Genomic DNA, 12068 nt, shown 5'->3' with positions numbered 1-12068 from the left:
GAGGTCATGCGAAAACTCGGTGGCAAATGGCAAGATCGTGACCTGACCGTGGCTATGAACCTGATGCGGTGTAAATCGCCCGACGGCAAGACCTGAACAACTGTGCGGGGTACGGGAACTGCGCGAGCGGCTGGGAATTGCAGCCTTCGATCCGGCGTCAAGAGGCAGCGAAACGATTAGCGTCGAGGAAGCAGTCCGGCGGCTGCAGAACTGCGTTGGCTCCGTTCACCGCCTCATTGATGAAGGCATCATGCCCGTCTTGCAGCTCATGCCGTGTGCCCCGTGGCAGACACCAGTGGCATCGCTAGACTCAGAGGCCGTGCAGATAGGGGGGCGAGGCGCGATTGAGCGACGACCCCGCAACTTCAAGGCTCTACAAGGCGTAAAGACGTTGAGACTGCCTGAATTTTAATGGGAGAGAAGCACTATGAGACTTGGTCGCGTAACCCGATCAAGTTGCTGTTCTTCGATCGCGCTGGCTTCCGGCTGATGCCGCGGCGCCTCGAGGAGGACCGCTTCGTCTGGCCACGTCGACAGCAGGCGGTGATCGAGTTGATGACCGAACAGTTGCACTGGCTGCTCGAGAGCATCGACATTGAAGCCGTGCGCCGCCATCCGGCAAGGCCGTACCGCTATGCGAGCTGAATGCCCAGCGTTGCCGGTAAACAACGGCAGCCCCGGTTGTTACAAAGGGAAGTAAACCCATCGAGTGTGGCCCTGCGCTATCGTCAGGTTCATGTGCGACGGGACTTCACAGGTCCGCCCAAGAGTTGATTGATGCCATCGCGTCGTCGACTGGAACGAACAAGTCGGCAACCGGAGAAGCGGTCGATGCAGTGATCGGGACGATCACCACTGCGCTCGTGAAAGGCGACACCGTCCAATCGATTGGATGTGGCTCGTTCGGCGTAGGTGCGCGAGCGGTGCGCAACGGTCTCAATCCGGCGACCGATGAAGAATTAAAGATCCCGGCTGCGAAGACTGAGAAATTCAGCGCCGGTAAGGCGTTCAAGGATGCGGTGAACGGCCACAAACGATAACTTGTTAATTGAGCGACGACGTGCACGACTCTGGTCCGAGTTCGCTAGCGGCGAGCGCATCGCCATGGTTCTGGGCCTATTCTTGACGAGCTGATGCGGTGCCCTTCGGGCTGGGGTTGCGCGCGTCAATTGATTGTCCGTCTCATTGGGGCCAACAGTCCGGCATGCAGCATAGGTCAGATCTTTGGGGGACATTTCGCAACGCCGGTCATACAGTTGCGTTGTGCGCGTCGACGCGTGGATTGCCATCGCCGCGACGTTCTCCAGCTTGCCACCATTCGGTTCCGGGCTCGACCATGCCGTTATTTTGATTGCATGCCAGTCGCAGCGGGGCGCCGCTGTGACTGGCATGCAGGAGCCGTCTCGAGCGCGGATTCGACGAACGCGCCGGTACGGCGATAGTGCGCGGCCAGCAGCATCGCGGCGTCGTCGCCGCGTCGGTCAAGGGCCGCGCTAAGTATTTCCGCATGTTCGGCTGCCACGTCACGCTGAGGCCAGGCGACCGTATTTGACAGCAGACGAAAACGCATCGCCCGGTCATGCAATTCGCCGCAGAACTCAATCAGCGCTCGCGCGCCACAGGCTTCGATCAAGGCGATGTGAAAGGCACGATGGTGGTTTTCCCATACAGGATTCGATACGAATCTACCGGCTTCCTCGGAGCGCGCCGACTGAGACATCCGATGATGGGCAACCAGCAACCGCTCCTCCCACGCGGTATCGCCACAGGAAACGGACTCTCGGATAGCCGCCGTTTCCGCCAGGCATCGTGTCGCTATGAGATCGCGCAGCTCAGCCGGATCGGCTGCGGCTACGCGGAAGCCGCGTTGGTCGACCCGAAGCACGAGCCCCTCGGCCGCGAGCTGGCTCAGCGCCTCGCGTAGCGGGGACGCGCCGGCACCGTAGCGTGTCCGCAATTCCTCCATTCCTAATCGGCTGCCAGGTGCGAGGGTCGCCCCTAGGATGTCTCGCCGCAGGAGGTCGGCTGTACGGCGCGCGAGAGTGTGAGCAGGTTGATCGAGGTTAGCATCCATGGCGTTCCTGTTTTATCGACAAAAAACTTGTGTTTCACGATTTTATCGGCAAAAATGCTCGTGCTAAACATTTTTTCGAGAAATCACATGCGTATTGTTTCTTTCTTACAAGACGGGCAGCACCGCATCGGCCTGCGCAATGGCAATCAAGTCAGGGTGATCACCGACCCGGCGATCCGTTCACCTCTTGAGCTTATCAGGGACGGTACGGGGGCTCTCGGACAGATTTATCCTTTGGACGCGTTGCATCTGCTGCCTCCTATTCCTCAGCCCGGCAAAGTGATTTGCCTGGGCCTGAATTACGCCGACCATGCGAAGGAAGGCGGCAATCCGATTCCCGACTACCCGGCAGTCTTTCTGCGTGCGACATCGTCTCTGGTCGGGCACGGTCAGCCAATCCTGCGTCCGGCCAATTCCGACAAGCTGGATTACGAGGCTGAACTGGCGATCGTAATCGGCCGTAAGGCGAAGAATGTATCCGAGGGTGATGCCCTGACATGCATAGCGGGATATGCTTGCTTCAACGACGGCACCATACGTGACTATCAGCGTAAATCCACGCAGTGGACCGTCGGCAAAAACTTTGACGCCACCGGCGGTTTCGGTCCCGATCTGGTCACGGCGGACGAATTGCCGATCGGTGCTCATGGCCTGCGTGTCTTGACGCGCCTGAACGGCAAGACCATGCAAGATGGCAATACCGCCGACATGATCTTCAGCATTCCCCGCACTATCGCGCTTCTGTCGGACGCAATGACGCTGGAGCCTGGCGACGTAATCATCACCGGAACGCCAGCGGGTGTAGGCTACGCGCGCAAGCCTCCGGTATTCATGCAACCTGGTGATATCTGCGAGATCGAAATCGAGGGCGTGGGTACGCTCTCCAATCCGATCTCCGCCGCCTGAACAGCTAGCGGCGGAAAGCGCAAGGCCGAATCAATCAGCAATCCAGAGGATCATGATGATAAAGCATACCGTGATGTTTCGGTTCAGAAGTGACTTGGACGATGAGGTTAGGAAAGCTCTCATCGCCGAGTATAAATCGTTCCCGAAAACCTTCTCCTCAATGCGCAATTTTTCTTTCGGAAGAAACATCAGCGAAAGAGATAACACCTTCGAATACGCGTTCTCAGTAGAGTTTGAAAATGAATCGGCTCTTAGAGCCTATCTCTCGAGCAAAGAGCACGAAGAGCACGTCGTAGAGCGCTTTCGACCGGCTATTCAAGCAAGGGCAATCGTAAGTTACGAGATAAACGACTAAGGGAGAATCCCGTTGGACATTCAACGAATTAATTGGAATCTCGCTCCGTGGACGAAAGTACGCGAAGGCGTCGAGCGTAAAGGATTCTCGGGCAACGGAGCGACGATTGCCTTGAACAGGCTGTTGCCCGGGCATGAGCCGCGTCCCCATTCGCATCCCCACGAGCAGATCGTTTACATCGTCAGCGGAAATGTGCGTTTTCACGTTGGCGACGCCGTCTACCTGCTGGGTGCGGAAGAGCTTCTAGTGGTACCACCGAACGTTGAACATTGGGCCGAGGTGATCGGGGACGAACCGGTCATCAACATCGATGTATTTTCTCCAAGCAGGCCGGAATATTCGTGATGCCCATAAGCCATCATTGCCCCTGAACCGCTGTCTGGCAACACATTGTAAGCCTGGAAGAGACCGGCAGGTCCTTCGACTGGAGAGCCGTTGATGAAAATTACCTCGATAGAAACCATGGTTGTGGCGGTACCATTTTCGGTGGACGGTCAACAGAACATGTTCGCCGGCCGACCGTGGACGACGCTGGACACCTTGTTGGTCAAGATTACGACGGAAGATGGCCTGATCGGGTGGGGCGAGGCGTTCGGGCATGTCGCCATCCCGAGTACCAAGGCGGCGCTCGACAGCGTGGTGGCGCCGCTTCTGATCGGTGCCGACACTACCGATATTGGCTCCTTGATCGCTCAGACAGCGAAAAAATTGCATCTGCTTGGCAGGAGCGGGCCCTTCATCTACGCCCTCTCCGGGATCGATATAGCACTTTGGGACATTGCGGCAAAGCGTGAAAAGAAGCCGCTTTATGAATTACTGGGGGGCCTTAAGCACACCCGGTTGCCTGCCTACGCCAGCTTGATCTGGTATGGCGATAGCAAGCTGGTTGCCAAGAACACCGCGGCGGCCTGCGAAGCTGGCTATCGTACCGTCAAGCTTCACGAAATTTCTCGAGAATCGCTGCTGGCGGCGCACAAGGCCTGCGGCGGACAGGCAGAGATCATCCTCGACACAAACTGTCAATGGTCGGGAACAGATGCCGTCTCTGTCGCTCGTTCGCTCGCTCAGGACGGACTGTTGTGGCTCGAGGAACCGGTTTGGCCACCGGAAGACTTTCATGCGTTGGCTGAAGTTCGCAAGCTAGGCGTGCGGGTTGCTGCAGGGGAGAACTGCACGCTGCTGAGCGATTTTCAACGCATGTTCGACGCGGGCGCCGTGGATGTCGTGCAACCGAGCGTAACGAAGATTGGCGGGATTACCGCCATGCTTGCCGTCATTGAGGCGGCTAAAAGGTCCGGTGTCGAAGTCGTGCCCCATAGCCCCTATTTTGGACCAGGGTTTCTGGCGACGCTTCACATTGCGGCCTCTCGACTGCGGGCCCCGCCGATCGAAGTATTGTGGATGGATATGGAGCCAAGTCCGTTCGATCCGTGGATTCGGCCGCAAAATGGTTGGCTGTCTCTTCCGGAAGGCCATGGTTTGGGATGCGATCCGAATCTTTCCTTGCTCGAGCGATATCTCACTGCCGGGCCGACCGTCGCCCGATAGTTTACTCACGCGAAGGATTGGCCGGCATGCCAAAGAAACCATCCTTAGGCGATCTGTCCTTGCAGACGCTTTCTAGTCCTTAATTTTATAAACGACATCGCGCCGTGGGCCACGCCGTGCGCGCAGACAATAGTCGCCACTAACAAACTGGAGGAGATATGACAGCCAAGACCTTGGAACCTACATACAGCACAGAAGTAGGGACGAAAGTCTCCTACCGAATATCCATTTATATTCTGATTTTTCTCTTGGCTTCATTAAGTTATATCGACAGGGTCGTTGTATCGGTAGCTGCACATCCAATCGCGACGGAATTTGGCTTGTCGCCAGTGGCCATGGGGTATCTCTTTTCGTCATTTTTGTGGGGTTATGTTTTATGTGTCGTGCCCTTCGGCGTGTGGATCGACCGGGTGGGTGCCAAGCTTCCGATATCTGTTGGCGTCGCGGTATGGTCGCTTGCCACCGTCGGCACGGGTATGGCCGCTAGTTTCCCGTTGCTGCTTTGCTCTCGCCTGGCTCTCGGCGGTGGCGAAGCAGCCGGCACGCCCGGCGTGAGCCGGGTTATCCGGGATTGGGTGCCTGTCAGGGGACGGGGCCTTGCCTTCGCCTTGTATAACAGCGGTTTCTATGCAGGACCTGCGATCGGTGCTGTAAGCCTGGCCGCGTTGATGGCGTGGATAGGATGGCGCGGCACATTTGCGGTCAGCGGGTTGACCGGCATAATCTGGCTGGCGTTTTGGCTGTTGTTCTATCGAAATGCTGCTTCTCACTCCCCTGACAGAACCGTTCCCGAGTCCCTTGCACCAACAGAACCCACCGGCGGCGCTACAACGACGCTTAGCCAGTTCACGGCGATTCTTTCGTCGAGTTCGATGTGGGGCGTGTTCGTGGCTCAAGGCACTGCGGTCTACGCGCAGTATTTGTTTCTGTCCTGGTTGCCATCTTATCTCCAGGCAACCCGGAATATTTCCATCAGGGAAATGGGCCTTTACACTTCTGTGCCCTACGTGGCGGCCATTGTCATCGGATTGACCGTTTCCCGTCTGAGTGATCGCACTTTGAATGAAAAGACCGCAGCTTCGGGAAAGCGCCGCTGGCTGTCGGCAGCCAGCATCATCAGTGCGTCTATCGTTCTGCTCATTCCATTCGTCGAACCGCTATGGCTAGTGCTGGCCATCATCAGTATTTCACTAGCGGCGGTGGCGACAGCGGTTGGCCTGAACTTCTCGCTTTTGACCGATCTTGTGTCTAGCGAGTCCAATCAGGGCAAAGCGATGGCGATCCTGACTATCGGCGCCAACGGATTCGGTCTCATGGCTCCGATAGTGACCGGCTACGTCATCGCATCAACGGGTACTTATAACTGGGCCTTCGTGATAGCCGGTCTTTTGCTTGTTACTGGCTCGCTCGCCGTACTGACTGCCAAAAGACCAATCGGATAGCTTTTTGCATGGGCAGCATACGTCCGTCAGAAAATGATTGTGCGGAGGATATCTCTGTGCCAGTGCTGTCTTGCGATCGCAGTTGGATGTTGTGCCGCAGAAGGCCGTAGCAGTAAGCCATTGCGACGCTGTAGGTCTTACAAGGCCTATGGAACGACGCTTCAATTGCTTGGATAGGGGGAGGGAAGCAGTTCAAGCGGTTGGACTCTCGGTGGGATAAGTCGCCTTGCGATGCATGATTCGTCCATTGAGCTTGCGCAACCTTAAGAAAAGAATGACTGAAAACGGAAAAATGGGTTGATCACTCAGCGGTGCTTTGCTCGAAGATCGAACTCTTACCGCAGAGTGAGAAAGCGCTTGGCCCATGCGAACGCGCGGTCGGCAATAGTTTACAAATTGATGAGAATTACATGCACCTCCGATGCGAATCAATGTCTCTATATCGGGCCGTAGACGAGATCTCCACATACTCATGTTATCCATCGGGCTACTGGATTGAGGTAGGTTTGCTTTGCGGACTAAGGCAGCTGACGAAACAAATTTTTAGTTTAATTTAATTGATTAGTATTACTATTAATATATTGATTTTATGGCTACAAGAATAATTTTCTGGAGACGAATAATGAAAACTTCCATCAAGGCGGCGTTGCTGTCGTTGGCTGCCATCGCATGCTCGCTGGTCAGCATGGGCACCGCCTACGCGCAAAGCAATGTGACGCTGTACGGTTTGATCGACGAAAGCCTCAACTACGTGAGCAATGAAGGCGGCCACAGCGCTTTCACGCAAACGTCCGGCAACGTGCAGGGCAGCCGCTGGGGCATCAAGGGTACGGAAGACCTGGGCGGCGGCTACCAGGCCATCTTTACGTTGGAAAATGGCTTCGCGCTGAACAACGGGGCATTCGGTCAGGGCGGCCTGGAGTTCGGACGCCAGGCTTTCGTCGGACTCACGACGCCCGCCGGCACGATCACGTTGGGACGGCAATACGACTTCCTGATCTACCTGTACTCGATGACCAACCTGTTCAACGCCGGTACGTACGGTTTCCATTTGGGAGATTACGATCGCCTCGGAGGGGAACGGCTCAATAACGTCATTGCCTACCAGACCCCGACGTTCGACGGGTTGAAGGTGGGCGTGCTCTACGCGCCGGGCGGCCAGCCCGGCCATCTGGCGGCAGGCAGCGCGCAAAGTTACGGCATCTCATACAGCAGCGACAATCTGAATCTCGCCGCCGCGTACACGAGCGTGAACAATACGACCATCACGCCGGCCGCGACGATCGGCGTACCCGACCTGTTCGGCACGCCACAAAGCGGAACGGTTGCGCTCAACCGGATTTCGACTTTCGCGGCAGGAGGCAGCTACAAGTTCGGTCCCGCGTTGCTGCATGGCGTGTATTCGCTCACCGACATGAAGGGCGGTAATTCAACCGCCGTGCTGAGCACCTGGGAGGGAGGCGTTACCTATTGGCTGACGCCGGCGGTATCGGTGCTCGGCGGCTACGCCTACTCGAAGCTGAATGAAACCCGCTGGGGGCAATACATGGTCTCGGCTGACTATTTCCTCTCGAAGCGAACTGACCTCTATGCCCTGCTCAACTATGAGCACGTGCATGGCGGCGACGTCCAGGCTACGCTGTTCACGGCAACGCCTTCGAGCGGTGGCAACCAGACCATCGTCAGCCTGGGCATCCGGCATCGGTTCTGACGCGTCGCTCCAAGTTTTCGCTGCGGGACCGTTTTCGCAGGCCAAAAACGGTCTGGTTGAGCTCTGTCGATAACTATCCGTTTTCTTTGTTACTCAAACGCCGTCTGAACGGCATGCGGGTGGCGTTGACGATTCGGCAGCCGCCAATCCGGGAAGTAGGATGTTTTATTGTTTTGCGATGAGAGTCAACAATATAACCACAAGGAAAATGGATCCCTTCGCGCCGTACATCACACACTCGACGGGCATTGCTGCTATGTCCAGCCACGCCAGCCACCGGATGCGGACTCCCCTCAGCAGGGTAGAACAATGATCCCAGCGCTTGGCTATCGTTTCTGCAGGAAATAGTCTTCCTCCAAGCCGACAGTAGCGCCGATGTTCTACGCCGTTGTACGAACGTCCATTTTGACTACCGTCGTAACGGCTTCCACAATCGATGGATGTTCTCCGATCTCGCCGCAAGTCGCCCCGAACGCATTCTTCAATCCGTATAAGGTAACGGCATCGTCGGCCAATTGTTTTGGCATTGGACACTATTGACCCGCATTTATACTCTTGCGCCGTGTCGTCGCCTGGCATGCGTGGTGCCGCTTCCGGACAGGTCGTGGCAGCGCTGCCGTGCGACGAGGTCAACGACTACAAGGAGAACCCGTGGCACTCACGCCGTCCGATTTGCCGATGCCGGCATCCGTCGCTATCTCAGCCGCACAGATCGTCGCTGCGGTGCGCGCGACGATCCCATATATGACCGATACGCTGGCACGGTTCGTTTCAGTGCGGAGCTTGTCCGGCGAGGAAACGCCGGCAGCGGAATTCATCGAAGATGTCCTTGGGGAGCTTGGACTTGCTTCCGAGCGCATCGTGCTGCGTACGGCCCTGCTCAGGGAGGAGCCGCTCTTTTCTCCGCCATGCTGCGCAGATGGCGGCCGCTACAACGTACTCGCCACGCATCGTCCAACCCGCGGCGGCGGTCGCTCAGTGTTGTTCAATGGCCACCTCGACGTGGTGCCCGCTGGTCCCGCAGCGTTGTGGAGCAGTCCGCCTTTTAGCGGCGAACTGCGCGACGGATGGCTGTTCGGTCGCGGCGCGGGAGACATGAAGGCAGGCCTCGTATGCGCATTTTCCGCCTACCGGGCGTTGCGCATCCTCGGCGTTCAGCCGGCTGGCGTAGTCGGTTTCAACGGCGTGCTCGAAGAAGAGAGCACCGGCAACGGCACGCTCGCCACCGTGTCGGCGCTGCGTCAGGCGATTGATGCGGCGAAACTCACCGCGTTCGATGCGGTCGTGATTCCCGAGCCGACCGGGGAAGCCTTGGTCGAGGCTCAGCTTGGCGTGTTCTGGTTATACCTGGACATTACCGGCAAGCCCGCGCACGCAGCCTATATGAGCACCGGCGTGAGCGCGCTGGAAGCGGGCCTGCGCATCATCGACGCTCTCAAGGCTCTCGAGCGCGAATGGAACTTGCTGGCGCATCGCCACGCGCGGTATCGCGAGCACGATCACCCGATCAACTTCAATGTCGGGCAGTTGCATGCGGGCGACTGGAACTCGTCGGTGCCGAGCACGTGCACGCTCGGCTTGCGTCTGGCCTGCTATCCGGACATGCCGATCGACGAGGCGAAACGGCTCGTCGAAGCGCATGTCCGAGCGGCTCTGGACGCGTTGAGTCAGGACGACATTCGCGTCGAATTTCGCTACGAGGGATTTCACGCGCCGGGCTGCGAATACGACCTGGACGAGCCCGCGATGCAACGGCTGGCCGACGCGCATGCGCGTGTGAATGGCGTGCCCGCTCGTCGCATCGCGCTGACCGCGACCACCGACGCGCGTCACTTCAGGAAGATGCTTGAAGTACCGGTGACCTGCTACGGACCCATCGCGGAAAACGTGCATGGCTTCGACGAATGCGTTTCGATTGAAAGCATGGTGAACGTAGCGACCGTATTCGCTCAGTTCATTGCCGACTGGTGTGGTTTGGAGCCCGGCGGCGTGTAGCCCGGTGCGTCGAGATGGCGGCCTGAGTGCGTCTGCGCGCTCCGGATTTCTTCCCTGTTTCCCTGAACATGACGACGATCCTACTTTGCAGTTTGACGCATGACCTTTCGCGTCTGCAATCGATTCTTCAGCGCACCGCTCCTGAGTTCGACATCCAGGTCTGGCCCGCGCCCGGCCTCGATCCCGACGACGTCGGTGCCGCCGTGTGCTGGTATCCGCCGTCCGGCGTGCTAAGCGGATTCCCGCGCCTGCGGATGATCTCTTCAGTGGCTGCCGGCGTCGACAGCATACTGGCGGATCCGCAACTGCCGGAGGTGCCGGTGTGTCGCGTGATCGATCCGAACCTGGCGCCGGGCATGGCCGAATACGTCGGCTGGGCGACGCTTTACTATCACCGTGGCTTCGATGAAGCCGTGGCCTCACGCCGCCTGCGCGAATGGCGCACACCCGAGCAGCGGGCCGCGGCGCAGACGCGCGTCGGCGTAATGGGACTCGGGGTGCTGGGCCTCGCGGCGGCCAACTTCCTGCGAGGACTGGGCTTCGACGTCAGCGGATGGTCACGCACCCAAAAGCAAGGCGGCGACATCGCGACCTTTGCCGGCATCGAAGAGCTGCCCGCGTTCCTCGCTGATCGGGACATCGTGGTCTGCCTGTTGCCGCTGACGCCGCTCACGCGGGGCATCCTGGGCAAGTCCACCTTCGCGCTGATGAAGCGCGGCGCCGCGCTGATCAACTGCGGACGTGGTGAACACCTGGTCGCGTCCGACCTAGTCGCGGCGCTCGATGCCGGCCAGCTACGCGGCGCGGTGCTCGATGTATTCCCCGTAGAACCGTTGGCCGCCGACAGCCCGCTGTGGAGCGATCCACGGGTCGTGGTGACGCCGCACATGGCATCGGCGGCGCGTCTGGAGGTAATCGCGGAACAGATCGTGGCGAATGCGCGTAAGGTCTTCGCGGGTACACCGCCGCTCAACACGGTCGACCGTGTCCGTGGCTACTGAGCGGCATTGCTGGCAGCACGCCTAGCGGCGTTCGAGATAGGTCTGCAGCTCGCTCACCAGTTGCTCGAGGGTGCTCGCGCCATAGTGTGCCGGATCCCACGCGGCGTACAGCGTCACGGCGAGTCGTGCGAGTTCGGGCCGCCCGGATCCGCCGGGGTCGGCGCCGCCCGGCTCTTCGATGTCGACGCCGAACGCACCGAACTGCGCCTGGTCGGTCGTTATTGCGACGCCTTGTCCGCTTGCTGCGAGCGCGAGGATGGTATGGCCGTCATCGCATTCTTCGAGCCGGTCGTAGCGCAGCCCGTGCTGGGCCACGACCATGTCGAGCATGCGCCGGCTCACGCTGTGCGCGGTGTGTGCGATCAGCGGCTGCGCAAGCAGAGCGGCGAGCCCGATGCGGGTCACGCGTTGTTGTGCCCACTCATGATCCGGCGATACATAGGCGCGCAACGGGAACCGGCCCAGCACGCGAAAAGCGAAATCCTTAGGGCACGGCGCCGGCGAGATTACCAAGTCGTTGCCATTGAGCAGGGTGTCGTAGACGTGGAAATGATCGACCTCATGCGTGAGGATCATTGGCGCGGTGCTGGGCAGTGTCGCGAGAAATGGGGCGACGATCGTGCGCACCGTGGTGGGCGTTGCCGTCACGTGCAGGCGCCGCACCTGGCCACCGGCGAGCGCGCGGGCAGCGGTGTCGACGTGCCGCGCCATGGTCAGCAGCGAGCGTGCCATTGGCACGAATTCGCGGCCCGCTGGCGTGAGTTGCAGCCGGTTGCGGGTGTTATGGAAGAGCTTGAGGCCCAGTTCTTCCTCGAGCGTTTGCACGTGCCGGCTGAGCGCCGGCTGTGCGATGAAGCACTGGGCGGCAGCCGCGGTGATGGTCCCGGTGTCGACGACGGTCAGGAAGTACTCGATACGGCGCAGGTTCATGACGGCAAGCATATAAGACAAAGGCATCGTCAGCCAATTGTTTCGGTATTGGACGGAGCAATAACGGATTTATACCCTTGCGGCTGACGATTCGGTATTCGGTCTT

General features: G+C 58.8%; 12 protein-coding genes. 10 read left to right on the top strand and 2 right to left on the bottom strand.

What is annotated here, in order from left to right; all coding sequences use genetic code 11:
• Positions 1–411 precede the first annotated feature (411 nt).
• The gene (gene tnpB, locus ACSQ8V_RS37700) at positions 412–645 is read left to right on the top strand and encodes an IS66 family insertion sequence element accessory protein TnpB (protein WP_436185181.1); all 234 of its coding nucleotides are present in this window, start codon (positions 412–414) and stop codon (positions 643–645) included.
• A gap of 125 nt (positions 646–770) precedes the next feature.
• Positions 771–1040, top strand: coding sequence for an HU family DNA-binding protein (locus ACSQ8V_RS37695; RefSeq protein WP_436185180.1), 270 nt, complete (start codon positions 771–773; stop codon positions 1038–1040).
• A 302-nt stretch (positions 1041–1342) separates the two neighbouring features.
• On the opposite strand, the gene ACSQ8V_RS37690 is transcribed toward ACSQ8V_RS37695, so the two are convergent.
• The gene (locus ACSQ8V_RS37690) at positions 1343–2074 is read right to left on the bottom strand and encodes a GntR family transcriptional regulator (RefSeq protein WP_436185179.1); all 732 of its coding nucleotides are present in this window, start codon (positions 2072–2074) and stop codon (positions 1343–1345) included.
• Between the two features lie 87 nt (positions 2075–2161).
• Between ACSQ8V_RS37690 and ACSQ8V_RS37685 the strand changes: the two genes are divergently transcribed.
• The 8 genes from ACSQ8V_RS37685 to ACSQ8V_RS37650 all read left to right on the top strand — a co-directional run bounded on the left by ACSQ8V_RS37685 (position 2162) and on the right by ACSQ8V_RS37650 (position 11032).
• Positions 2162–2980, top strand: coding sequence for a fumarylacetoacetate hydrolase family protein (locus ACSQ8V_RS37685; protein ID WP_436185178.1), 819 nt, complete (start codon positions 2162–2164; stop codon positions 2978–2980).
• A 52-nt stretch (positions 2981–3032) separates the two neighbouring features.
• Positions 3033–3335, top strand: a complete 303-nt coding sequence (locus ACSQ8V_RS37680; protein WP_436185177.1) for a Dabb family protein — start codon at positions 3033–3035, stop codon at positions 3333–3335.
• A 12-nt stretch (positions 3336–3347) separates the two neighbouring features.
• A complete protein-coding gene (locus ACSQ8V_RS37675; protein WP_436185176.1) occupies positions 3348–3680 on the top strand; it encodes a cupin domain-containing protein in 333 nt (110 codons plus the stop codon).
• A gap of 93 nt (positions 3681–3773) precedes the next feature.
• Positions 3774–4883 carry a mandelate racemase/muconate lactonizing enzyme family protein gene (locus ACSQ8V_RS37670; protein WP_436185175.1) on the top strand — a complete coding sequence of 370 codons (1110 nt, stop codon included), beginning with the start codon at positions 3774–3776 and terminating at the stop codon, positions 4881–4883.
• 158 nt (positions 4884–5041) lie between these two features.
• On the top strand, positions 5042–6325 hold the full coding sequence (locus ACSQ8V_RS37665) for an MFS transporter (RefSeq protein ID WP_436185174.1): 1284 nt from the start codon (positions 5042–5044) through the stop codon (positions 6323–6325).
• A gap of 622 nt (positions 6326–6947) precedes the next feature.
• Entirely contained in the window at positions 6948–8036 is a 1089-nt protein-coding gene (locus ACSQ8V_RS37660; protein WP_436185173.1) for a porin, read from the top strand.
• Between the two features lie 678 nt (positions 8037–8714).
• Positions 8715–10031: an ArgE/DapE family deacylase gene (locus tag ACSQ8V_RS37655; protein WP_436186431.1), complete on the top strand. Its 1317-nt coding sequence runs from the start codon at positions 8715–8717 to the stop codon at positions 10029–10031.
• A 68-nt stretch (positions 10032–10099) separates the two neighbouring features.
• Positions 10100–11032: a 2-hydroxyacid dehydrogenase gene (locus ACSQ8V_RS37650; protein WP_436185172.1), complete on the top strand. Its 933-nt coding sequence runs from the start codon at positions 10100–10102 to the stop codon at positions 11030–11032.
• Positions 11033–11053: 21 nt separating this feature from the next.
• On the opposite strand, the gene ACSQ8V_RS37645 is transcribed toward ACSQ8V_RS37650, so the two are convergent.
• Positions 11054–11974 (bottom strand): LysR family transcriptional regulator, encoded by a 921-nt coding sequence (locus tag ACSQ8V_RS37645; protein WP_436185171.1) that lies wholly within the window; start codon positions 11972–11974, stop codon positions 11054–11056.
• Positions 11975–12068 lie beyond the last annotated feature (94 nt).

Origin of the sequence: Caballeronia sp. LjRoot31, from assembly GCF_964253885.1 — a bacterium.
Classification (GTDB): Bacteria; Pseudomonadota; Gammaproteobacteria; order Burkholderiales; family Burkholderiaceae; genus Caballeronia.
The sequence above is the reverse complement of the archived record's forward strand: the minus strand, read 5'-3'. Positions and strand labels throughout refer to the sequence as shown.